Below are 22903 nucleotides of genomic sequence, written 5' to 3'. Positions count from 1 at the left end.
TGCCGTGTTGCCTGTCCGTTCCATGCTCACCCCGGCGCCCGCCACCCTGCGACTCGGCCCGGGGGCGCCGCACGCGGTCAGGTCAGCTGCCTGCGGACCAGCTCGTGCAGCCGGCCGCCGGTGTCGGCGAGCAGCGCGGCGGGCGGCCCCTGCTGGACCACCTTGCCGTCCTCCATGACAACGACCCGGTCCGCGTCCAGCACCGTCGACAGCCGGTGGGCGATCACGATCCGGGTGGCGTTCAGCTTGCGGGTGCTGTCGATGACCGTGCGCTGGGTGTCGTTGTCCAGGGCGCTGGTCGCCTCGTCGAAGAACAGGATGCAGGGGCGGCGGATCAGCGCCTGCGCGATCATCAGCCGCTGCCGCTGCCCGCCGGACACGGCGCCGCTGCCCGAGACGATCGTGTGCAGGCCCATCGGCATCCGCCGGATGTCCTCCGCGAGCCCCGCCAGCTCGGCGGCGGCCATGGCCTCCTCCGGCGTGTACGGCTCGGTGCCGCAGATGACGTCCAGAATCGAGCCGGTGAACGGCTGCGCGTGCTGCAGGACGACCCCGCACTGCCGGCGCACCGCCGACTGGTCCAGCGCCGCCAGATCCTGCCCGTCGTACAGGACGCTGCCCGAGACCGGTTTGTCGAAGCCGATCAGCAGCCGCAGCAGGGTCGACTTGCCGCAGCCGCTCGGGCCGACGATCGCCACGAACTCGCCCGGGCGGACCGCGAAGGACACGTCGTCCAGGACGAGCGGGCCGTCGTCCGCGTACCGGAAGGAAAGCCGCCGCGCCTCCAGCGCGCCCGACAGCGGGCCGGGCCGGGTGCTGGCCGCGCGCACCTCCGGGGGGGCGTCCAGCACCGGCCTGATCTCCTCGAACAGCGGCAGCGCGGCCACCGCCGACACGAACGAGCCGGTGAGCTGGGTGACCGAGGTCAGCACCATCGTCACCGAGGTGTTGAAGGTGAGGAACGCCGCCGCCGACATCGTGCCCTTGGCCGGACCCGCCAGCAGCATGAACATCGCCAGCGTGCACACCGGCAGATAGACCGCGCCCAGCACGGTGGTGAGGTTCTTGATCCGGCCGACCTTCTGCTGCAGCTCCCTGCTGTGCGCGAACTGCCGCGCCCAGGCCGCGTACGCGTAGTTCTCCGCCGCGGCCACCCGCAGTTTGGGCAGGCCCCGCAGCGTCTGGAACGCCTGGTTGTTCAGCTTGTTGCCGAGCACCACCAGCCGCCGCTGCCAGCGCACCTGCCACAGCCCGAGTCCCAGGAAGACGCCCCCGATGACGACGAGCATGCCGATCGCCGCCAGCGCCAGCGGCGCGCTGTACCAGAACAGCAGGCCCAGGTTCATCGCGCCGACCGTCACCGATTGGGCGACCACCGGGCCGACGCCCGCGAGCAGCCGTCGGATCGCGCTGATGCCCATGGCGGCACTGGCCAGTTCACCCGTCGAGCGCTGGGTGAAGAACCGGGTGGGCAGGCGCAGCAGCCGGTCCCAGACGGCCGGCTGGAGCGCCGCCTCGATACGGCCCTCCAGCCGCAGGATCGTCAGGTTCTCCAGCAGCGTGAACGCGGCCGACACCACCCCGCTCACCATCACCGCCAGACACACCTGGACGATGAGGTCCTGCTGCGCCTTCGGCACGTAACTGCCGAGCACCTTGCCGGTGGCGACCGGCACCAGCGCGCCGATCGCCACCGTCACCAGCCCCGCCAGCAGCAGCCGCAGCACGTCGCCGCGGGTGCCGCGCAGGCTGAACCGCAGCAGCCCGAGCGGCCCGAGCCGCCGCTCGGGCAGCGGCCGGTAGAACGTCACCGCGCGCGCCTCGAACTCCTGGGCGTTCTCCTTCTCCACCGGCGTCTCACGCACGGTCCCCGGATGCACGGCCACATAGCCGCCGCGCCGCCACAGCAGCGCCACCGGCGCCCCGGACAGCGCCCGGTGCCCGACCAGCGGGCCCACGTTCTCCCGCCACCAGCGGCCGTCCAGCCGTACGGCCCTCGTGCGCACCCGGGAGGCGAGTGCCACCCGCTCGACCGGGTCGAGGCGCTCGCTCTCCGCGCCGCCCCGGGCGGGCTCGGCGAGGGTGATCCCGGAGGCCTCGGCGACCAGCGCGCAGGCCGCGTAGGTGGCGTCGGTGTCGGCGGCCGTCGCCGGGCGCGGCGAGCGCCGGCCGATGGACGCCAGCAGCGTCTGGTCGGCCTGCGCACGGACCGCCTCGCCCGCCTTGATCCCGGCGGCCGTCCGCGTCTCGTGGGTGCGCTCCAGCTGCTCGATCCAGCGGTCCAGCGCGGTCAGCAGCCGGTACTGCTGGTCGACCATGCTCTGCCACAGCGCCGGGTCCATCAGCAGGTCGGCCGCGGCCTCCGCGCCGTACACGGAGCCGTACTGCACGCTGCCCGGCGGGACCTGCATCCAGAACACGTCGTCGTCGGAGGGCGCCGCCGTGCGCTCCTCGGCCATCGGCGCCTGGAACAGGACGGAGAGGCCGCGGCCCACGCCCAGGGCGACGGCGTACTCCAGCGGGCTCGTCGCGGGCGGCACGTACTGGGGGTTGCCGTACTCGTCGTACGACCAGGTCTGCGTGTGGGCCGGCTGGTACAGCTCGCGCAGGTTCACCCGGTGCAGCACGCAGTCCCGGACCGGGCGGGCGACCAGGGTGTGCCGGGGCCCGGCGACCGGGCCGAGCAGCAGCGCGCCCGCCTCCAGCCGGCCCAGGTGGTGCCAGTGGCCCTGCTCGGCGGCGTCCACCGCGAACAGGTCCAGCGCGCCGGCCGCGACCAGCCACAGCACCTGCGGACCCTCCAGGTCGACGCGGGTGAACCCGGCGCAGTCGACGCGCGTGCCCAGCGCACCGAGCGCGCCGAGCACGAGGTCGCCGTCGTACCCCTCCTGAACCGACGTCATCTCACCGCTCCCTGACCAGCGCCGCGTACGCGCCGCCGCGCGCCACCAGCTCCTCGTGCCGCCCGCGTTCGACGACCGTGCCGTGCTGGAGCACGACGATCTCGTCGCTGTCGCGGACCGTGCTCAGCCGGTGCGCGATGACCACACAGGCGCAGCCGCGCCGCCGCAGGTTGTCCATCACGACCTGCTCGGTCTCCGCGTCCAGCGCACTGGTCACCTCGTCCAGGACCAGGATGCTGGGCCGGCGCACCAGCGCCCGCGCGATCTCCAGGCGCTGGCGCTGCCCGCCGGAGAAGTTCCGGCCGTCCTGCTCGACGGGGCTGTGGATGCCGCCGGGCCGGCGCGTCACCACGTCGTACAGGGCCGCGTCCCTCAGCGCCTCCACCACCGCCTCGTCCGGAACCGACGGGTCCCACAGCGCCACGTTGTCGCGGACCGAGCCCTCGAAGAGGAACACGTCCTGGTCGACGAAGGACACCGAGGACGCGAGCGCGCCGCGCGGGATGTCCTCCAGCCGGCGTCCGTCGATCCGGATCACCCCGTCCCACGGCGTGTACAGGCCGGAAATCAGCCGGGACACCGTCGACTTGCCGCTGCCCGAGCCGCCGACCAGCGCCACCTGCTGACCCGGACCCACCGTCAGGTCGAACCCGGTCAGCAGCGGCTCGTCCAGCGGGCTGTACCCGAAGGCCACGTTCTCCAGCTCGACGTGCCCGTGCAGCCGGCGCGTCGAGTCACCCGCGCCGGGGCGGGCGTAGAGCGGGTCGGCCTGGAAGTTCTCCACGTCCTTCAGCCGGGCCACGTCCGCCGCGAAGTCCTGGATGCGGCCCGCGACCCCGTTGAGCCGGGTCAGCGGCGCGGTGAACCGGGTGACCAGCGCCTGGAAGGCGACCAGCAGACCGACCGAGATGTGCCCCTCGACCGCCCGCATCCCGCCGATCCAGAGGATCAGCGCGCTGTTGAGCGTCGCCAGGGTCGGCGCGACCACACCCAGCCAGGCGCTCGGCACCCCGAGCCGCTGCTGCTCCTCCAGCGTGGTGGCGTGCTGCCCGGCCCACTTGCGGAAGTAGCCGTCCTCGCCACCGGTCGCCTTCATCGTCTCGATCAGCTGCAGACCCGTGTACGACGTGTTCGTGAGCCGGGCCGTGTCCGCGCGCAGCTTGGCGGTCCGGGTCGCGCGCAGCCGTACGGCGATCCGCATCGCCACCACGTTCAGCAGGGCCACGCCGATGCCGAGGAACGTCAGCTGCGGGTCGTAGGTGTAGAGGAGCACCGCGTACAGCACGACCACGATCGCGTCGACGCCGGCCGCCGCGAGGTCGCGGGCCAGGGTCTCGGCGACCTGGTCGTTGGACTGCAGCCGCTGCACCAGGTCGGCGGGGGAGCGCTGGGCGAAGAACGTCACCGGCAGCCGCAGCAGATGGCGCAGGAAGCGGGCGCTGGACAGCGTGGAGGAGATGATCCGGCCGTGCAGCAGGTTGGCCTGCTGCAGCCAGGTCAGGGCCAGTGTGAGCAGCACACACGTGGCCATCGAGGCGAACAGCACGCCCAGCAGCGAGGTCTGCCCGCCGAGCAGGAACAGGTCGATGTAGGTGCGGCTGAGCGCGGGCAGCGCGGCGCCCACCCCGACCAGCAGCAGGCTGGCCAGCACCGCCGCGGGCAGGGCGCCCGCGGTGCCGCGCAGCCGGGCCGGCATCGCGCCGAGCACGCCCGGCCTGCGCCCGCCCCGGGTGAAGTCGTCGCCGGGTTCCAGCACCAGTACGACGCCGGTGAAGCTGCCGTCGAACTCCTCCATGGGCACGAACCGGCGGCCCTTGGCGGGGTCGTTGACGTACACGCCGCGCCGGCCGAAGCGGCGCCCCATTCCGTCGTAGACGACGTAGTGGTTGAACTCCCAGAACAGGATGGCCGGGCCGCGCACCTCGGCGAGGGCGGCCAGGTCCATCTGCATTCCCTTGGCGGTGAGGCCGTAACCGCGCGCCGCCTTCAGCAGGTTGCTGGCGCGCGAGCCGTCCCGGGAGACGCCGCAGGCGATGCGCAGTTCCTCCAGCGGGACGTGCCGGCCGTAGTGGCCGAGCACCATCGCGAGCGAGGCGGCGCCGCACTCGACGGCCTCCATCTGCAGCACCGTGGGTGTGCGGACGGCGCGGCCGCGGGGCCGGGGGACCTGCCGCCCGGCCGGGGCGGCGCGTCTGCGGCCACGGGTCTCCTGCGCGGCGGTCACGGGAGCAGCCAGTCGACGGGGCGCTGGTCGGCCAGCTTGACCGAGCCGGAGGCCAGGGTCATGGAGTCCAGCCGGTACGGCGGCCCGTCCGCGGACGACCAGCGGTAGCCGCTCTTCGTCGACGCCGACCGGTCAAGCGAGACCAGGACGGCGACCGGGCGCCCCTTGCGGGTGAACTGCTCGCCGAGCTGGCTGTCGCCGAGGAACGCGGCGATCGACTGGGCGGACTGGGCCGCGCGGTCCACCGACTTCACGTGCCCGCGCAGCACGCCGTACCGCTGCGTGGACACCGAGGACACGGTGAGGTCCACGGCGGCGTGCGCGGGGATCGAGGCGGCGTTCTCGGCGGGGACGTACACCGTCGCGTACAGCGGGTCGGAGGCATGCGCGACCTTCTCGACCGAGGCCACGGCGGTGCCGGTGCGTACGATCTGCCCGATCGTGGCGGCGAGAGCGGTGACCCGGCCGGCGGCGACCGTGCGGACCATCGAATCGCCCTGCGCCGTACGGACCTTGACGACCGGGGCGCCGGCGGCCAGCCGCTCGCCCTGCTTGGCGAGCACGGCCGTCACCTGGCCGGACACGGGGCTCTGCAGCAGATAGCTGCCCTGTCCGTGCGTGAGGATGGCCGGCGCGCTCACGGTGGAGGAGACCGAGCCGGTCAGCGCCCACACGGTGGCGGCCGCCATCACCACGACGGTGACGGCCAGCGCGAGCCACCCCTGCGGGCGGGCCAGCCGCACGGGAAGATCCAGTTCTTCCGGCGACTGGAGTTTGGCGAGGGCCTGTTGGCGGAACTGCACGGAACTTCCCTCACCCGGGGAGAGACGACGTCACGGCATGTGTGCGGGCATCCGAGGCCCTGTCTGGAGTTCCCCGTCGTCGCCCGGAGGGCGGCCCCGCGGCGTCCGGTGCGGTGCCTCGGCGTGCGGCCGGATCGTCCTCGTACTGGATGTACTTGGATGATTCGGCCGTGCGGCGAGGTGCCGTGCCGGGAGTCCCGGAGCCGAGGGACGGCTCCGGGACCCGCGGTGACACCGGGGTGCGGTCAGAGACCGGCGACCAGGTTGGTGACCGGCTGGACGTTCAGGCCGGTGACACCCTCGACGGTGCCGACGAGCGTGTCCGCCAGGCCGGCGACCGGGGCAACGCCGTTCAGGGCGCCGGTGGCGGTGTTGAGGGCGTTCACGGAGAGACCGCCGGAGATGCCGTCGAGGGCGGCGTCCGAGATCTCGGCGGTCTCGACCTGGGGGGTGGAGTTCATGGTGGAACTTCCCTTCGTATGGATATTTCACAAGGGGGGAGCGGCCCCCTCTGGGGACAGACGGACGGCCGCGAACGCGGGTGCCGGGCACCCGTCTCCGGGGCCCGCAGCGGCCCCCGCGATGCGAAGGATCAAAGCACGCACGCGCGGCCCCCTTCCACTCAAACAGGGCTCTCACCAGCACACTTGGCTCCGGGAGCCACGTAACCGTGCAGGTGTGCGCACGGGATGTCGGCGACTCCTTCACAAGCCGCACGGCATCGGTACGACACGCCCCTTGTCCAGCGGAGGCGGAATCCGGCACTCCGCCCCAAAGGCGTTTTGCGGGCTGCGCGGATGTGCAGATCCCCTGGTCGCCGTGACCCGCTTGGGCATTCGATGTGCAGATTCGCTGAAGCCGGGATTCCGGTACGTGTCCGGAACCGACCGTTACCGATCAGTAGCCGAACGTGTCGGCCGAACGGGGCCCGGGCGGGCGGCTGATTCGCCTCCATGGAGCGGAAGTTGACGCCCGACGTTGAACGCACCACGCGAACCGCCCGTACCTACAGCCATCCAGGCGCCCCCGATCACCTGCCGACAGCGGCAGACCCCCGTCCCCAGGAGGTCGAGAAGTTGAGTCACAAGCGAATGCCCAAGCGCAAGGCCGCGATAGCGGTGGGCGGCGTCGCGGCGCTCGGAGCGGCAGCACTCCTGCTGCCCAACGCCATGGCTTCACAGGACCAGGGCAAGGCCTCGAACGCCGGCGGCACCGCCAGGACCCTGAAGGCCGCGGACGCCTCGGACGTCGCCGCCCGGCTGCAGAAGACGCTCGGCGACTCCATCGCCGGCACCTACTACGACGACGCGAAGAAGCAACTCGTCGTCAACGTGGCCGACGGCGACGGCACGGCGGCCGCGCAGGCGCAGAAGGCGGGCGCGGCCGTCCGCCACGTCGCCAACAGCACCTCCGAACTCAAGGCCGCCGCCCACACCCTGAAGACCCGGGCGACCGTCCCGGGCACCGCCTGGGCCGTCGACCCGCGCACCGACAAGATCCGGGTCACCGCCGACAGCACCGTCACGGGCGCCAAGTGGGACCGGGTGCAGTCGACCGTGCGCGGTCTCGGCTCCGGCATGGCGACCCTGAAGAAATCCTCGGGCACCTTCAAGACGTTCCTCTCCGGTGGCGACGCCATCTTCGCCCAGGTGCAGGGCGGCGGTGTCCGTTGCTCCCTCGGCTTCAACGTCACCGCGTCCGACGGCAGCCCAGCCTTCCTGACGGCCGGTCACTGCGGGGTGGCCGCCAAGCAGTGGTCCGACTCGCAGACCGGGCAGCCCCTCGCCACCGTCGACCAGGCCACCTTCCCCGGGAACGACTTCGCCCTCGTCAAGTACGACGACGCCACCACCCAGGCGCCCGGCGAGGTCAACGCCGGCAACGGGCAGACGGTGCAGATCACGCAGGCCCAGGACGCCACCGTCGGCGAGACCGTGTTCCGCATGGGCTCCACCACCGGTCTGCACGACGGCCAGGTCACCGGCCTCGACGCCACCGTCAACTTCCAGAGCGAGACCAACCCGGGCGGGGTCGACACCGTCAACGGCCTCATCCAGACGAACGTCTGCGCCGAGGCCGGCGACAGCGGCGGCTCCCTCTTCACCCAGGACGGCGGCGCGGTCGGCCTCACCTCGGGCGGCAGCGGCGACTGCACCAACGGCGGCGAGACCTTCTTCCAGCCGGTGACGGCGGCGCTGCAGGCCACGGGCGCCACGCTCGGCGCGGGCGCGGGCGGCCAGGCGAGTGCCGGGGGTCAGTCGGGCGCGGGCGACCAGTCCGGTGCCGGTGACCAGTCGGGCGCGGGCGACCAGTCCGGAGCCGGTGACCAGTCGGGTGCCGGGGACCAGGCCGGCGGCGACCAGATCGGTGGCACGGCCGACCCGTCCGCCACCGGCAGTGACCAGAACGGCGGCGGCCAGGGCCAGGGCCAGGACCAGGGCCAGGGCGCGGGCGACCAGGGCTCGGGCGACCAGTCGGGTACCGGGGACCAGTCGGGTGCCGACGCCCCGTCCTATTCCGGCGGGAACGACGGGTCGTCCCTCACCGGGACCAACTGACCCGTCCGCTCAGGGGGCCGGCGACGGGCCACGGCACCGCCGTCCCGGCCCCGCGACCGGGGCCCGCCCCACCGGGTCTCCCCCCAGCCCCCGTCCGGGCCCCGCCCGCGGTTCCGGCCGGCGGGGAACGGTCCGGCCCTCCGCCCGGAGGGCCGGACCACCGGCGGTTGTGCCGCCCGCCCGCTGTCGTCCGGCCGGGTGCGCCCGCAGCGGTCAGCCGGCCGGGCACGCCCGCAGCAGCAACACCGCGACATCGTCGACCAGTTCGCGCGCCGACGCGGCGTGGGCCACCAGGTCGTCGGCCAGCTGCTCCAGGGGCCGGTCACCGATGTCGGTGAGCAGGGCACCGAGGTCGGCCAGGGCGTCCTCGATGTCCAGACCGGGTGACTCGACGAGACCGTCGGTGTAGAGGACGAGGAGTGAGCCTGGGGGGAGGGACACCTCCGTCGTCGGATACGCCGCCTCCGCGTCGATGCCCAGCAGCGGCCCGCCGGCCAGGTCCAGCACCTTCACCCGCCCGTCCGGCCTCCTCAGCAGCGGCGGTGGATGCCCCGCCCGCGCCATCACGGCCCGTCCGCGCGCCGGGTCCAGCCGCAGGTACAGGCAGCTGGCGAACAGATCGACGCCGAGGTCGATGAGCAGCCGGTTGGTGCTGCGCATCACCTCCGCCGGAGCCTGCCCCACCGTGGTGTACGCCCGCACCCCCGTGCGCAGCTGCCCCATCAGCCCGGCCGCCGTCACGTTGTGCCCCTGCACGTCCCCGATCACCGCCGCCGCGAGCGGCCGGCTCGGCACCAGGTCGTAGAAGTCGCCGCCGATCTCCAGTCCGCGCGTGGCCGGCACATAGCGGGCGGCCGCCTCGATGCCCGGCGGGGCGGCGAGGGTGCGCGGCAGCAGCGCTTCCTGGAGGCCGTGGGCGAGGTGGAACTTGGCGTCGTAGAGCTGGGCCCGCTCCAGGGCCTGGGCGATCAGGCCGCCGAGGCTCGTCAGCACGGCCCGCTCGTCAGCGGGGAAGGGATGCGGCTCGGCGTACGCCAGCACGCACGTGCCCACCGGTCGGCCCGACGCGATCAGCGGCAGGTACGCCCACGCCGCGTACCCGTCCGGTGTGTCGCGCCGCTCCGGGTACAGGCGTTCGAGGTGCTCCCGGGACTCGAAGAACCCGGGCAGCCCGCTGTTCAGGGCCCGCGTGCCCGGGGCGCGGTCGCTCAGCGGCCGGCCGTCGTAGTGCTCCACGACCCGCGGGTCCGGATAGCCGCGGTGCCCGAGCAGGTGCAGCCGTCCGGCCTGCGAGCCGAGGACCACCAGACCCTGGCTGCCGACCGCCGGGGCGATCTCGTCCGCGACCAGCTGCACCACGTCCTGCACGCCCACCGCCTCGGTCAGCGCGCCCGCGAGGCTCAGCACCTGGGAGATGGTCACCAGGCGGGACGGGCCGGAGGCGGGTTTCGGCGCCGCCTGCGTCAGCTGGGCGACCGCCCGGGCGCGGCTGATCCGCACGCTGAGCCCGGTGGTGGTCGGATACAGCCGGAACGACAGCCAGTCGCCGGGCGGCCGCAGCGCCACGAACGACGTGACGTGCTGGCTGATCAGCGCGGCCCGGTACCGGTCCTCGTACATCGGGTCGTTGAGCCACGGCACCGACACCCAGGGCAGGGTGCCGAGGAGTTCACCGGCCGGCCGGCCGAGCAGTTCGGCGGCGGCGGAGTTGGCGAAGGCGATACGGCCGTACAGGTCCAGCGACACCAGTCCGTACGGCAGCCGGGCCACCATCCGTGCCGCCTCGACCGAGGCCGGCGTGTCCGTCGAGCCGACCGCCGTCGCGGCCAGCAGATCGGCCTCGTCGCCCAGCGGCCGGCTCTCTGCGGCGGCCCGTTCCAGCCGCGTCGCCAGCCGGTCGCAGGCCGCCATCAGATGGTCCCGCTCCCGGTCGGACAGCTCCGGCGAATGCGATCCGGGCCAGGTCAGGAACACCGCGCCGTACACCCGATCCGGTGTCGCCACGGGCAAGGCAGCCAGCGCGAAGGGATACGGCAGCACCACCGCGATGCGCGGATAGCGGCCGGCCATCTCCTCCTCGCCGCCCACCCACACCAGCCGCCGCTCCCGCGCCGCGTCGGCAACGGGGATGGGCGCGCTCAGCCCCACCCGCTCCCACGGCGCGGCGAACGCCCTCGGCAGCCCCGCCATCACCGCCATCTCCAGCACCGGCTCATCGGTCCGGAGCAGGTACACGGCACCCGAGTGCGCGTCGACCTCCTCCATCATCGAGGCCAGCGCGACGGACAGCACCGGGCGGCGCACCCGCCTGCCGGTGGCCGCCGCCGGCCTCGGCCCGTCGGACACGCCGACCACCTCCTCGTACGGCCGCGCGTTCATCCGGGTCAAGACTCCCTCGTACCGGCGATCCGCGCACGGCGAACGCGGAGCGGTGCACAACGGACACGCCGGGCCGGGCGCGGGGCTACGGGGAGGGAAACCCTGCTGCGTACCCCGGCCGGGCCCCGCCATGCCCCCACAGTGGAAGCGCGCGGTGGCGTACGGACGCCCTGCGTGCGCCCCCGCGCATCGTGATGGCCGGTTCTCCGCGCACGCGGACGGTGACGGCCGCTAACAATGGGGCACGCGCTCACCATCAGGGGTCCGAGTACGGCGGGACACGCCCGGGCGCGGGCACGTGAGTACGAATACGGAGTACGGACACGGTGCGTGTGGCACGCACAGGTGGATACGGCGAGTTCGAGGGGGCGGGCAGTGATCCGGGTTCTACTGGTGCACGACGCGTGTCTGGTGCGATCGGTCCTGGCCGACTGGCTGCGGGCGGAACCGGGCCTCGACGTCGCCGACACGCCATGGCGTGCCGCGTCCGCGCGGGTACGGTCCTTATGCCCGGACGTGTGCGCGGCCGACCTGGAATGCGGTGACGGGCACGGCGCGCCGCCGCTGTCCGACCTGTGCCCGCCCGGCACCGGGGGGAGACCGCCCGCCCTCGTGGTGCTCGCGGGAGCGAGCCGGCCCGGGCTGCTGAAGCGGGCGGCCGAGGCGGGCGCGCTGGGCTTCGTCGACAAGGCCGGATCGCCCGACCGGCTGGTGCGCGCGATCCGGCGGGTCGCAGAGGGGGAACGTTTCGTCGACCCCTCGCTGGGCTTCGGCTTCCTCAAGGCCGCGCAGATGCCGCTGACCCGCCGCGAGCTGAGCGTGCTGTCGCTGGCGGCGCAGGGGGCGTCGATCGCGGAGATCGCCGGGAGCCTGCACCTGTCCCACGGCACCGTGCGCAACTACATGGCGGCGATCACCCGCAAGACCGGTGCGCGCAACCGCGTCGACGCGATCCGCATCTCGCGGGGCGAGGGCTGGGTGTGATCACCGGGTGGGGGCGGCCGGCGCCGCCGTCCAGCCGCCGACCAGGTCCCGGTACAGGGCCGAGGTCCGCAGCAGTTCGTCGTGCGTGCCGTAGGCGGTGCGCGGTCCGTCCAGCACGAGGACGCGCGCGGCGCGGCGGGCCGAACTGATCCGGTGCGCGACCACGACCAGGGTGCCGCCCGGGCGCGCGGCGAACGCCCGCTCGGCGCGCTCCTCCGCCTCGGGGTCGAGGTGGCAGGTCGCCTCGTCGAGCAGCGCCAGCGGCGCGGGGGAGAGGTACGCCCTCGTCAGCGCGATCAGTTGGCGCTCACCGGCGGACAGCGCCGCCGGGTCCACCCGGGCGCCGGGGCCGCCCAGCGAGGCCATGAGCGGGCCGAGCCCGACGGCCTCAACGGCGGCCAGCAGTTCAGCCTCGGGCACCGGATCCGCCCGGAACAGGCCGAGGTTCTCGGCAAGCGTGCCACCGTGCACATACGCCTCCTGCGGGATGAGCACCCGCGCCCCCTCCGCCTCCGCCCCCGGTACAGGCTCCCCGAACACCCGGATCGTCCCTTCCCGCGCGTGCAGCAGCCCGGCGACGAGACCCGTGAGCGTCGACTTCCCGACCCCACTCGGCCCCACGACAGCGAGATGCCCACCCTGCGGGACAACCAGCTCAAGCCCGTCAAGCACGGGCGCACTGGCCGCCCCATAGGCGAAGGTGACGGCGAAGAGCTCCAACGCGGGAACACCCTCACCCCAAAGAGCCACGGGCAACCCCACCCCTGCCGCAGCCGAACGGCGCCGGTCAGTGTCACCCGCGGCGGACCGCTCCCCGTCGGCCACCCCGGGCACGGCAGCGCCCCAAAGGGGCGCGGGGAACGGCGCGACCGGCCCCGACGCCGCTGCGGCCGAACGAGGGCGGTTCGTGTCGTCCGTGGCGCAGGGGGCGTCCGCCCCGGGGAGGGCAGCGCCCTGAAGGGGCGCGGGGAACTGCGCGCCGGGCCCCGACGCCGCTGCGGGCGGACGGCGGCGGTTCGTGTCGTCGGTGGTGGAAGGCTCGGCGTCGGCCGCCCCGGGGAGGGCAGCGCCCTGAAGGGGCGCGGGGGACTGCGCGACCGGCCCAGACGGCGCCGCAGGCCGACGACGGCGGATCGCGTCCGAAGCGGAGCGCCCCGCAGGCGAGGTCAGCCGACGCAGGATCACCGTCAGGCGTGAGCCGCTCGTGCCCAGGCCGTGGACGAGGTTCTGCAGGGCGGGGAGCAGGGACTGGGTGACGTAGGCGAGCGCGCCGACCAGGGCGCCCGGAGTGACGTCGTGGCGCAGCAGCCAGGGCGCCGCCGCGAGCAGCAGGACCACGGGCAGCTGGCCGCCCACGGCCAGCGCCGCCACCCGGGCCACGCTCCAGCGGGCCAGCGCCCGCGCGGCCCGCACCTCCGCCTCGATCCGCCGGCCCGTACCCGCCGCGGCCCACTCCTGCGCGCCGGCCGCCGTGATGTCCCGCAACCCCGGCCCCACCGCGCCCAGCTCCTCGGCCAGCGCCTCGTCGGCCACGAGGAACCGCTCCTGACGCCGGGCCAGGGGGCGCAGGGTCGCCGCGAAGAGGACGAGACCGGCCAGGACAGGGGGTACGACGACGACCAGCAGCAGCGGCGCCAGCGAGAACAGGCCGATCAGCGCGCCCGCCGCGGTGAACAGGAAGGAGCGGGAGAGCATCACGAGACCGGCCAGAGTGTCCCGCGCGATCTCCACCTGCTGGGTGAGCCGGGACAGCGCCCCGCTGTCCGCCTCGCGCACCCCGCGCGCCACCACCCGCTCGACCAACCGGTCCCGCGCGGGTTCGACCAGCGCGGCGACGACGCCGTACACCCGCCCCGTCCCGTACGCCCCCGCGCAGACGGCGAGTCCCGCACCCGCCAGCCACAGCAGCCCGAGCCACGCGTTCCCGGCCAGGAACCCGGCGTCCAGCGCCCGCGCCGGCGCGTAGCCGGTGACGAAGGTCTGCGCCGCCTCCAGCACCGACCAGCCGCCCAGCCGCGCGACCACCCCCCAGCGTCCGCGCTGGAACCGTACGCCCCGTACCCACAGCTCCCTCACCCGCGCACCCACCGCTTCCCGTCCACGTCCCTCTTCCCCGGCACCGCCGCCTCCCTGGCGCCCCGCACGGTCAGCCGTCCGGCTTCTCGTCCGGGCGGCCGGGGCCTGTCGTGAGGCCCCCGAACACCGCCCGGTATTCCGCGTCCCGCCACAGCTCCGTGTGCGTGCCCACCGCCCGTACGCGGCCGTCCGCCAGCCAGGCGACCCGGTCGGCACGGGCGGCCGTCGTCACGCGGTGCGCCATCAGCAGGCGGGTGGGGGACGGGGCGGACGACAGGAGGGAGTCGGTGATGTGGTGCTCGGTGACCGTGTCCAGGCTGGACAGGGCGTCGTCCAGGATCAGCAGGCGGCCGCCGTGCGCGAAGGCGCGGGCGAGGCCAAGGCGCTGCGACTCGCCGCCGGAGTGGGGCGCGTCGGCGCAGCGCGTCGCGTAGCCGTGGGGGAGGCGGCGGATGAACGCGTCGGCGTGGGCCCGGCGGGCGGCGGCCCGGATCGCGGCCGGCTCGGGCTCGGCGAGGCCGAGGCGGAGCGTGTCCTCGATGGTCTCCCCCAGCAGAGCCGGGCGTTCGAAGGCGTAGGCGACCGCGCGCCGCAGCTCGTCGTGGGCGAGGTCGCGCAGCGGGACCCCGTCCAGGAGCACCTCGCCGGTGTCCGGGTCGGCCAGCCGGCCGGCCAGCTCGGCGAGCAGCGACTTGCCGGCGCCGGAGCGGCCGACCACGGCGAGCGTGCTGCCGCCGGGCACGGTGAGATCCACGCCGTCCAGGACGGTGCGGCCGCCCCGGAGAGCCGACACACCGCGCAGTTCGAGGCGCCCGGGGCCGGGCGGCAGACGCCGGACGCCGTGGGCGGGGGCGGGTTCGGCGAGCACCTCGGCGAGCCTGCCGGTCGCGGCGCGGGACCGGCTGAGCGCGGCGAGTTGCCCGACCAACACGCCGAAGCCGCTCGCGAGGACCGCGTACCGGGAAGCGGCCAGCACGTCGCCCACCGACAGCCGGTGCCGGGCGAGAAGCAGCCCGGCCACGGCGACGACCCCCAGGTTCAGCAGCGGCGCCACGGTCACGGCCTGCGCCGCGGCCCGCCCCTGCACCTGCCACATCCGGTGCCCGGCGCGCGAGAGCGCGGGCAGCGGGGCCAGCACCCGGGCCGTCTCACGGTCCTCGACGCCGGCCGCCCGGATCGTACGGTGGCCGCCGACCGCCTCCGCGAGAGCGGCGGCGATCCTGCCCTGCTCCCGCTGGTACTCGGCGACGCACGCCGTCGTGTCCCGGGCGAACGCACGCAGCAGCAGCGCCAACACTGGCGCGCCGGCGAGGAACACGAGCACCAGCCACGGGTCGAGGAGACCGAGCGCGACCACGCCCCCGACCGGGCCGGCGAGTGCCGCGAGCAGCGCGGCCAGCGCACCCGGCGCCGTTCCCGCCTGAGCGGCGTTGCCCACCAGCCGCGCGACGAGGTCCCCGGCGCCGAATTGGGCCCCCGCGCGCGGGCCCACCGCGAGGACGTGCCCGGTGACCCGGCGGCGCAGCCAGCCGGTGGCCCGCGCGTCGAGCGTGCCGGACACCACGTCCGCGCCTGCCTCCAGGACCGCGAGCAGCAGCACCAGGGCCGCGCAGCAGGCCACCCAGCGGGTCGCCGGCGCCTGGGCGAGCAGCCGGTCCAGGGTCCGGCCCAGCACGGCCGGCAGCAGCAGCCCGACAGCCGTGGCGCCCATGCTCATGGCACCCAGCGCGACGCAGCGCCCCGCGCCGTACCGGAGCAGCGCACGCGGCAGACCGCTCCCGGACGGAGCCACGGCACCGGCGGGTGCCGGGCACGTGTCGGGTGAAGGGGCGCCATCGAGACGGGTGGTCATCGGCTGCGTGGCCTCACGTCGGGGTCGGACGGTTCGACGGTCGGTTGCCGGCGCGGGCCAAACCGTTGCTGAACGCGTCAAGCCTTTTCGGTAACGCCGGTAGGGGACGCCGTCGTTGGCGGCGGTTCCGGGGATGCGCGTACGGGCCCGGGAAGACTTCAGGCGGCCAGTTCGTGGGCGCCCGGTCGCGAACCGAAAGGCGGCACGCCGAACGGATCGGCTCCCGCGTCGGAGACGTGCGGTGAGGCTCCGGGCGGCCCCTCCCCCGTGGGGAGAGGAGCCCGGAGCCGTGTGCCGGTCTGCCGTCAGAGGCAGAGCAGGACGCTCGCCGCCGAGACGCAGGACAGCAGGCTCACGGTGCTGGCGCCGCCGCCTCCGTTGTGCTCGTCGGACTCCAGTGCCTGCAGGTCGAGAAGTGCCATGATCGTGTCCTTTCCTTTGATGGGGACGGGGGTTGGGTCACGACTCCGTCAGTGCGCGGAGCCGCGTGTGTGGGCCGCCGGTGGCGGCGGGAGGAAGGGCAGGTGCGCGGCGCGGTCGCCGTCGAGGGCCGACGCGAGCGCCAGCAGGCAGCCGGCCGTTCCGGTGGCGAGGTCCATGGAGAGCCGCATCATCTGGTGCCCGGGGAAGGCCAGTTGGCCCTGGTACGCCATCGCGAGCCAGCCCAGCCCCGACACCTGACGGTCCAGCCGTTCCCGTGCCGTGCCCGGCGTGGTGGTGCGGGCGAGGTGCAGGATCAGTCCGGCGCGGCCCTGGAAGAGTCCTGGCTGGGCGTAGAAGCGGGAGGAGGCGGCGGTGACGATGCCCTCGCTGGCCCGCTCGAACTCCCCGGCGAGGTCGGGCGCGTGGGCGACGAGGTCGTCGAGGACCAGCCCGATGCCGGCACTGCCGTCGCCGAGGTAGGGCAGCGTCCGCCATCCCTCGTCCACTTCGAGGCCGCCGCCCGCCTTCTGGACGACACAGACGGCAAGGTCACGGCGGAGCGCCTCGGCCGCGGACGCGAGCAGACGCGCCTGCCCGGTCCGCTCGTACTGGCGCAGCAGGAACAGCGCCGGCCCGCTCGCGCCCCGCAGCAGTCCGGCCCGCCGCCGGGGCGTGTCCGGCACCGGTTCGGCGAGGTGCCGTACGACGATCTCGGCGGCCTCGGCGGCCCGTTCGCGCAAGGCCGGCTCGCCGGTCGTGTCCGCCAGGTGCCCGAGGACCAGGCCGAGGCCGGCCAGGCCGCCGTGCAGGTCGGGGGACAGGCGCTGCCAGTTCTCCCGCAGGATGCCGTCGGCCAGGTCCAGGGCGCGCTGCCGGTGCCCGAGCCGGTCGAGGACCAGGGCGACGCCCGCGAGTCCGTCGTACAGGCCGAGCGGGGTGCCGGGCGGGGGCGGCGCGGTGTGGTCCAGCAGCCAGCGTTCGCCCTCGTCGTAGCGGGCGGCGCCGCAGACCTCCAGGGCGTACAGCACACCGGCGGCGCCGTGCGCGAGGCCGAGACCGCCGCCGTCGGAGAACTGGGCGATGTCGCCGGGGAAGAGCCGGTCGTCGCGTTCCGGGGTGGCCGAGGCGAGGATCGCCTTGACCATCGAGTCCCGGCTGTACGGCCAGTCGCCCGGCACCACCGGCGGGGCCGGCCTGCTGCGGCCCCGGTTCCCCGAGGCGTCCCGGGTGATCTCGGCGACCGCCTCGTCGAGGAAGGCGCGCGGCACGTCCGGGAACTGCTCGGCGATCACGTCCGCCAGGTGGGCGGCCTTGCCGCGGTCGACCACGAACAGCGTGGTGACCGGCAGGAACAGGGCCAGCCGGAGGCAGGCCAGCGCGTACTGGTCGACGTCCTTGCCCCGCCGGTCCGGCGGCGCGAAGAAGCCGGGGTGCGCGACGGTCTGACGGCCGTTCTCCTCGACCGGTGCGGCCGCCTCGAAGTCGATGAGGTGCACCGACTCCTCGTCGGGGCCGACCATGATGTTGAAGACGTGCAGGTCGTTGAAGACCAGACCGCGGTCGTGGATCGCCTCCACCGCCCGCTCCACCGCCCCGTGGATCCGCAGCGCCCAGGCGGTGTACGCGGCGACGCGCGCCGGGTCCGGGTCCGGGGTGAGCAGCGGGTGCCGTTCGGCGAAGAAGGAGTTGAGCGTGCGGCCCTCCAGGTGCTCCATCACCAGGAACCGGTGGTCGCCCAGCGCGAACCAGTCGCGCACCTCCGGTACGACGCCCGTCCCGGCGGCCCGCTCCAGCGCCGTCTTCTCCCGTTCCAGCCGGGCCACCGCGTCGGCGCCGTCGGCGGCGAGCCCCGCGTGCGGCCGCCCCTCCTTCAGCACCACCCGCCGCCCGTCCCGGGTGTCCGTACCGACGTAGACCCCACCGCCGTTGGAGAAGTGCAGCGCCTTCTCGATGCGGTACGGCAGGTCGCCCACCGTCGTCGTGTTGCGCGCCTCCAGATGCGGGCGCAGGAACTCCGGCAGCGTCACCCAGTCGGGCACCTGGAAGGTCGGTGTCCGCCGGTCCGGGACCAGGCGGCCGTCGCCGTCGCGCACCGCGAGGACCAGAGAGCCGCGCTCGTCGACGACGTAGCGGCGCGCGAAGGCGCCGTAGCGGACGTAGAGCGGGCCCTCGGCCCAGCGCAGGTCGGTGAGGACGTACGGCCCCGCGAAGCCCTCCAGCAGCCCACCGAGTTCACGCAGGACCTGGTGCAGCTGTTCCTCGTCCGCCGGGTAGACGGTGACGAACTTGCCGCTGGTGTCCCGGCCGGCGTACTTGGCGTTCCTCAGGTGCAGCAGGTGCGGGGCCGGCACGAACTTGAAGGGGATGCGGCGCGGCACGCAGTAGTCCCACACGATCCCGGCGATCCGGTCCGCGTTCGCCGCCGTCGCCGACGCGTGGACCTTCCAGCCCTGTTCGGGCCCCGGGAGCGGTGTGCCGTCCGCGCCGAGCGGGGTCAGCGTCAGCCAGTCGCCGGTGCGCCCGGTGTGCCAGCCGTCGGGGACCGCGCGGGTCGCCGTCGCGAAGGGTGCGGGGGGCTCCTGTCCGGCCGCCGAGAGCCGGTCGGGCGTGTCGTAGAACTGCCCGTCGGCCAGCGCGTACACCTCGTACCGCTTGTCCATGCGCCTCCCTCTCCGGGGCCCGGCTCCCTCTCCGTGGCCCGGACCTGACACTTTCAGGCACCGGGGGGACGCGGACAGTCACGGCTGTCACGAGATCCCCGTGCGGAACGCACGCGTAAAGATGTGTTCGACATCTTTCGAGGCCTGCCCCGCACGTTTCGAGGCGCGCCCGGCGGCAACCACCCACGGGGACGGTCCACAGGGGCTGCGCGGGCGGCCCAGAAGCGCTGTAATGGCGACGTGGCCAGTGAGGGCGCTGCGGTGCGCAGAACGAGGACGGAGCGTGCCGAAAGTGCCCTCGCCACGCTCACCTCGTCGCCCCCGTCGCCCGACCGGCTGCGCCGCGTCCTCGAACAGGCGCTGGTCTTCGCCGGCGCGGCGTTCGCCGGGGTGTACTCGCCCGGCGACGACCCCGCGACGCTGTGCCTGGTCGAGTCGGCAGGCCTGCCCCGCACCCTGTACGGACTGCGCGACGGCTACCCGGGCGGCGGACGCTCCCCGGTCGCGGCGGCCCACCGCGGCGGGCGCCCGCTCTGGCTGGGCCCCGAGGAGCTCGCCGACTGCCCCGAGGCCCGGCGGACCCCGTCGCCGGAGTTCAGCTTGGCCGTCCTGCCGCTCGGCGCGGCCGGCGCGGGCTGCCTGGTCGCCGTCAGCGAGGAGCCCGGCGGCTTCGGCACCGACGACCGCGTCTGCCTGGAGCTGATCGCCGGCGCCGTCGCCGTGCCCGTACCGGCGGGCGCGGCCGCCGACACCGGCGAACTGGCCGCCGACGCCTTCAGCCTGGCCATGGACACCGGCCGGGTCGAGGTCGGCGACACGATCCTGCGGCTCTTCGGCATCGGCCGGGAGGCGTTCGACGGCCGGGTGGAGACCCTGCTCGCCCTGACCGTGCCCGAGGACCTGCCCGCCCTGATGTCGGTCGTCGAGGCCGACCACATGTCCATCGGCGACCGCGAGCTGGAGTTCCGCGTCCTGCAGCCCGCCGGGCCGCCCGCCTGGCTGCGGCTGCGCGGCCGGCTGCTGCCCGGCGGCGAGGGCCGGCCGGCCCGGCTCGTCGGCACCGTCGCGGACGCCACCACCTTGCGCTCCGACGTCACCGACGTGGCCCGGGTGCAGCGCCTCGCCGCCGCCCTCGCCACCGCCGGCACCGTCAAGGACGTCGGCAAGGCCGTCGTGGCCGCCCTGCGCAAGCCCCTGCAGGCCGACCGGATCGCGCTCGCCGAACTGGAGAACGACCGCCTCGTCGTCACCGTCCTGGACCCGCCGACCCCCGAGTCCTGGCCCGAGCTGTGGCGCAGCGAGTGGCGCACCGAGTGGCCCGACGCGCCGGTGCGCGCCATGCCCACCCTGGCCGCCGCCCTGCGGGAGGGCCGCGCCCGGATCTGGCCCGCCGACAGCCCCCTCGAACCCGCCCTCGCCGAGGTCGGCCCCGGCGGTCTCGCCGTGCTGCCGCTGCCCGCCGGCGGCCGCATGGCCGGCGCCTGCCTCATCGGCTGGGACAGCCCGCACGACTTCGCCCCCGACGAGCGCGCCCTGCTCACCGCCTGCGCCGGCCTGGCCGGCCAGGCCCTGCTGCGCGCCCACGCCTTCGACGCCGAACACGAACTCGTCGGCATGCTCCAGCGCACCCTGCTGCCGCGCCGGCTGCCCCGGCTGCCCGGCGCGGTCGCCGTCGCCCGGTACCTGCCCACCACCGCCGGGCTGGAGGTCGGCGGCGACTGGTACGACGTCATCCCGCTGAACGACAACCACGTCGCCTTCGTCATCGGCGACGTCCAGGGCCACAACGCGGGCGCCGCCACCCTGATGGGCCAGATGCGCACCGCGCTGCGCGCCTACGCCGCCGAGGGCCACGCCCCCGACGTGGTCGTCGCGCACGCCAACCGGCTGCTGCTGGACATGGAGACCGACCTCTTCGCCACCTGCGCCTATGTCGACGTCGACATGGAGGAGGGCACCGCCTGGTGCGTCCGCGCCGGGCACGTGCCGCCGGTGCTGCGCCAGCCGGACGGCACCACCGAGATCGCGCACGCGGAGGGCGGCCCGCCGCTCGGCGTGGTCGGCCAGGCCGAGTTCCCGATGACCCCGCTCAGGCTGCGGCCCGGCACGGTCCTCGCGCTGACCACGGACGGTCTCGTGGAGTCCGCGGACACCGACATCAACGTGGGCCTCGACCGCCTCGCCCGCGAGCTGGCCCGCGCCGATCCCGGTCACCTCGGCCTGGTCGCCGACGCGCTGCTCACCGGAGCCCACCGCGAGGACGACGTCGCCCTGCTGCTCATGCGCTACGACGGCATGGCCGTACGGCCGCTGCGCGAGAGCTGGACCGTGTGGCGGGTCCCGGAGGCGGTACGGCACGCCCGCCGCTTCACCCGCCGCACCCTGCGCACCTGGGGCGTGGCCCGGGACTGTGTCGACGCGGCCCTGCTGGTCGTCTCCGAACTGGTCACCAACGCCCTCGTGCACACCGAGGGCCCGGTCCGGCTCGACCTGAGCCTGGTCAACCACCGGCTGCGGCTCGCCGTCGCCGACTCCTCGCCCCGCAGCCCGGTCAAGCCCACCAGCATCGGTTGGGAGGCCACCGGCGGGCGCGGCATCCTCCTGGTGGAGGCCATGTCGGCGGCCTGGGGCACCGTCCCGGTCAGCGGCGGCAAACAGGTCTGGGCGGACCTGGTGCCGGACGGCTGACGGGGGGCGCGGCGCTGTGGAGGTGACGGTCGCCGGGCTGGTTGGGCGCCGGGCGGCCGACGGGGCGGCCCGCGGCGGCTCCTTCGGCGGCGACGGGCCGTCACGCCCGGCTCTCTGAGGCGACGGCTCTCGGCCCTGTTTCCTGTCGGTGACCGGCCTTCCCGGCCCGGCTTTCTGCCGGTGACCGGCCCTCTCCACCCACGCCTCTGACGCTGAGCCGCCGGTCCGGTGCCCCGCGGCTGACCGCCACTCGGGTGCGCCGGAGCGTGGGCGCGGCAGGTCGGAGGAGTGTGCGTGCCCCTCGTGCCTAGGGTCGGTGGGCGTGGCACACACCTTCGAGGAACTGGTGCAGAAGCAGCGCGCGGCCGAGGCGGCCCACCGCACGGTCGACGACCTGCGTGACACCTACGGCCCGCCGGCGGAGCAGCGGATCGGCGCCCAGTCGGGCACCTACGAGACGGCCTTGCGCGCCTGGCGGGACCTGGCCCGTGACGTGCAGACCGCCGTGAGCGAGTACGCCAGGGACACAAGCCGCCCCCGCCACGAAGTGGAGGCCGAGGTGGAACGCGCGGCGGCCGACCAGGACTGAACGGGGTGCGAGCCCTGACCGGCATCGGGGTGACCGCAGGCATCCGGTGCGGACCGCCGGGTACCCGACGGCCATGGACAGTGCCATGTATGCAGCAGCCACGGGTGGTCAGGTGTTCGGCTACGTGCTCATCCTGATCGCCGGTGTCGCCGTCGTCGTCGCCCTGGTGTGGGCCGTCCGCCTGGGCATGAAGGTGCGCGACCGGGAACCCTCGCCGCCCCGGCCGCACGAGCAGCCCCGGCCGCCGGCCTCCGGGCCGGTGCACGAGACCAGCGAGGTCCGCGAGCCCGACGCGGTGCCACGGGCCGCCGACGAGAGCGAACGGCTCACCCCGCACGAGCTGAACGCGGCCGGCAGCAGGCGCGCCGACGACCAGCGGCGCCGCCGGTGGTCCCCCGGCTCCAGCGGCTCCTTCGGCAGCGGCGGCAGCGGCCGTACCTGAGCCGGCGCACGGGCCGCTGCCCGGGTTTGCGCCCCCGGCGCGCGGGGACCCGTTCGGCACACACCGCGCACGGGCCGCCCCCGGATCCCGCGGGATCGGCGGGCCGCCCCCTCAGGCAGAAGGAAGTTGAAGGGCCGTGACCGCGCACACCACTGAGAAATCGGCAGTTCCGCATCCCGAGACCGGCTGGTCCAAGGCGCACCGGCGCGACAAGGGCCCGCGCACCTGCCTCCCCGCCATCGCCGAGCGCGCCGCGTCGCCGGACGGCTGCACGGACCGGGACGGCAACATCGTGCGGGGCGAGGACTGAAGCGGCACGACC

15 protein-coding genes are annotated in these 22903 nt (G+C 74.6%); 6 read left to right on the top strand and 9 right to left on the bottom strand.

Features of this window, described 5'->3' with window-relative positions; translation table 11 throughout:
• Nucleotides 1–77 precede the first annotated feature (77 nt).
• The 4 genes from ABZ854_RS22250 to ABZ854_RS22235 form a co-directional block, all read right to left on the bottom strand.
• The gene (locus ABZ854_RS22250; RefSeq protein WP_361213589.1) at nt 78–2903 is read right to left on the bottom strand and encodes an NHLP bacteriocin export ABC transporter permease/ATPase subunit; all 2826 of its coding nucleotides are present in this window, start codon (nt 2901–2903) and stop codon (nt 78–80) included.
• Nucleotide 2904: 1 nt separating this feature from the next.
• The gene (locus ABZ854_RS22245) at nt 2905–5127 is read right to left on the bottom strand and encodes an NHLP family bacteriocin export ABC transporter peptidase/permease/ATPase subunit (RefSeq protein ID WP_361213586.1); all 2223 of its coding nucleotides are present in this window, start codon (nt 5125–5127) and stop codon (nt 2905–2907) included.
• The gene (locus tag ABZ854_RS22240) at nt 5124–5930 is read right to left on the bottom strand and encodes an HlyD family efflux transporter periplasmic adaptor subunit (RefSeq protein ID WP_361213583.1); all 807 of its coding nucleotides are present in this window, start codon (nt 5928–5930) and stop codon (nt 5124–5126) included. The genes ABZ854_RS22245 and ABZ854_RS22240 overlap by 4 nt, the downstream gene beginning before the upstream one ends.
• A gap of 245 nt (nt 5931–6175) precedes the next feature.
• A complete protein-coding gene (locus tag ABZ854_RS22235) occupies nt 6176–6391 on the bottom strand; it encodes a type A2 lantipeptide (RefSeq protein WP_129305186.1) in 216 nt (71 codons plus the stop codon).
• Nucleotides 6392–7006: 615 nt separating this feature from the next.
• On the opposite strand from ABZ854_RS22235, the gene ABZ854_RS22230 reads away from it, so the two are divergent.
• Nucleotides 7007–8488, top strand: coding sequence for a S1 family peptidase (locus tag ABZ854_RS22230; RefSeq protein ID WP_361213579.1), 1482 nt, complete (start codon nt 7007–7009; stop codon nt 8486–8488).
• A gap of 213 nt (nt 8489–8701) precedes the next feature.
• On the opposite strand, the gene ABZ854_RS22225 is transcribed toward ABZ854_RS22230, so the two are convergent.
• Nucleotides 8702–10867: a SpoIIE family protein phosphatase gene (locus ABZ854_RS22225; RefSeq protein ID WP_361213576.1), complete on the bottom strand. Its 2166-nt coding sequence runs from the start codon at nt 10865–10867 to the stop codon at nt 8702–8704.
• Between the two features lie 375 nt (nt 10868–11242).
• Between ABZ854_RS22225 and ABZ854_RS22220 the strand changes: the two genes are divergently transcribed.
• The gene (locus ABZ854_RS22220) at nt 11243–11851 is read left to right on the top strand and encodes a response regulator transcription factor (protein ID WP_361213573.1); all 609 of its coding nucleotides are present in this window, start codon (nt 11243–11245) and stop codon (nt 11849–11851) included.
• Here the strand turns inward: ABZ854_RS22220 and ABZ854_RS22215 are convergent, their stop codons facing one another.
• The 4 genes from ABZ854_RS22215 to lanKC all read right to left on the bottom strand — a co-directional run bounded on the left by ABZ854_RS22215 (nt 11852) and on the right by lanKC (nt 18862).
• Complete coding sequence (locus ABZ854_RS22215; RefSeq protein ID WP_361213767.1) at nt 11852–13918, bottom strand: ATP-binding cassette domain-containing protein; 2067 nt, start codon at nt 13916–13918, stop codon at nt 11852–11854.
• Between the two features lie 79 nt (nt 13919–13997).
• Complete coding sequence (locus ABZ854_RS22210; protein WP_361213570.1) at nt 13998–15644, bottom strand: ABC transporter ATP-binding protein; 1647 nt, start codon at nt 15642–15644, stop codon at nt 13998–14000.
• Nucleotides 15645–16084: 440 nt separating this feature from the next.
• Entirely contained in the window at nt 16085–16201 is a 117-nt protein-coding gene (locus ABZ854_RS22205; RefSeq protein WP_129305182.1) for a SapB/AmfS family lanthipeptide, read from the bottom strand.
• A gap of 48 nt (nt 16202–16249) precedes the next feature.
• Nucleotides 16250–18862: a class III lanthionine synthetase LanKC gene (lanKC, locus tag ABZ854_RS22200; protein WP_361213567.1), complete on the bottom strand. Its 2613-nt coding sequence runs from the start codon at nt 18860–18862 to the stop codon at nt 16250–16252.
• Nucleotides 18863–19102: 240 nt separating this feature from the next.
• Between lanKC and ABZ854_RS22195 the strand changes: the two genes are divergently transcribed.
• From ABZ854_RS22195 to ABZ854_RS22180, 4 genes are all read left to right on the top strand, one after another.
• On the top strand, nt 19103–21550 hold the full coding sequence (locus tag ABZ854_RS22195; RefSeq protein ID WP_361213564.1) for a SpoIIE family protein phosphatase: 2448 nt from the start codon (nt 19103–19105) through the stop codon (nt 21548–21550).
• A 322-nt stretch (nt 21551–21872) separates the two neighbouring features.
• Nucleotides 21873–22139 carry a hypothetical protein gene (locus ABZ854_RS22190; protein ID WP_361213561.1) on the top strand — a complete coding sequence of 89 codons (267 nt, stop codon included), beginning with the start codon at nt 21873–21875 and terminating at the stop codon, nt 22137–22139.
• A 73-nt stretch (nt 22140–22212) separates the two neighbouring features.
• Entirely contained in the window at nt 22213–22581 is a 369-nt protein-coding gene (locus tag ABZ854_RS22185; RefSeq protein WP_361213558.1) for a DUF6479 family protein, read from the top strand.
• Nucleotides 22582–22717: 136 nt separating this feature from the next.
• On the top strand, nt 22718–22891 hold the full coding sequence (locus ABZ854_RS22180) for a hypothetical protein (RefSeq protein WP_361213555.1): 174 nt from the start codon (nt 22718–22720) through the stop codon (nt 22889–22891).
• Nucleotides 22892–22903: the final 12 nt, after the last annotated feature.

The organism is Streptomyces sp. NPDC047028, assembly GCF_040644095.1.
Taxonomy (GTDB): domain Bacteria; phylum Actinomycetota; class Actinomycetes; order Streptomycetales; family Streptomycetaceae; genus Streptomyces.
The sequence above is the reverse complement of the archived record's forward strand: the minus strand, read 5'-3'. Positions and strand labels throughout refer to the sequence as shown.

Bases quoted from the DNA above. Each gene is read 5' to 3' on its own strand.
- ABZ854_RS22225 (WP_361213576.1), bottom strand. From the start codon at position 10,867: ATGAACGCGCGGCCGTACGAGGAGGTGGTCGGCGTGTCCGACGGGCCG.
- ABZ854_RS22235 (WP_129305186.1), bottom strand. From the start codon at position 6,391: ATGAACTCCACCCCCCAGGTCGAGACCGCCGAGATCTCGGACGCCGCC.
- ABZ854_RS22185 (WP_361213558.1), top strand. From the start codon at position 22,213: ATGGACAGTGCCATGTATGCAGCAGCCACGGGTGGTCAGGTGTTCGGC.
- ABZ854_RS22205 (WP_129305182.1), bottom strand. From the start codon at position 16,201: ATGGCACTTCTCGACCTGCAGGCACTGGAGTCCGACGAGCACAACGGA.
- ABZ854_RS22250 (WP_361213589.1), bottom strand. From the start codon at position 2,903: ATGACGTCGGTTCAGGAGGGGTACGACGGCGACCTCGTGCTCGGCGCG.
- ABZ854_RS22210 (WP_361213570.1), bottom strand. From the start codon at position 15,644: ATGAGCATGGGCGCCACGGCTGTCGGGCTGCTGCTGCCGGCCGTGCTG.
- lanKC (WP_361213567.1), bottom strand. From the start codon at position 18,862: ATGGACAAGCGGTACGAGGTGTACGCGCTGGCCGACGGGCAGTTCTAC.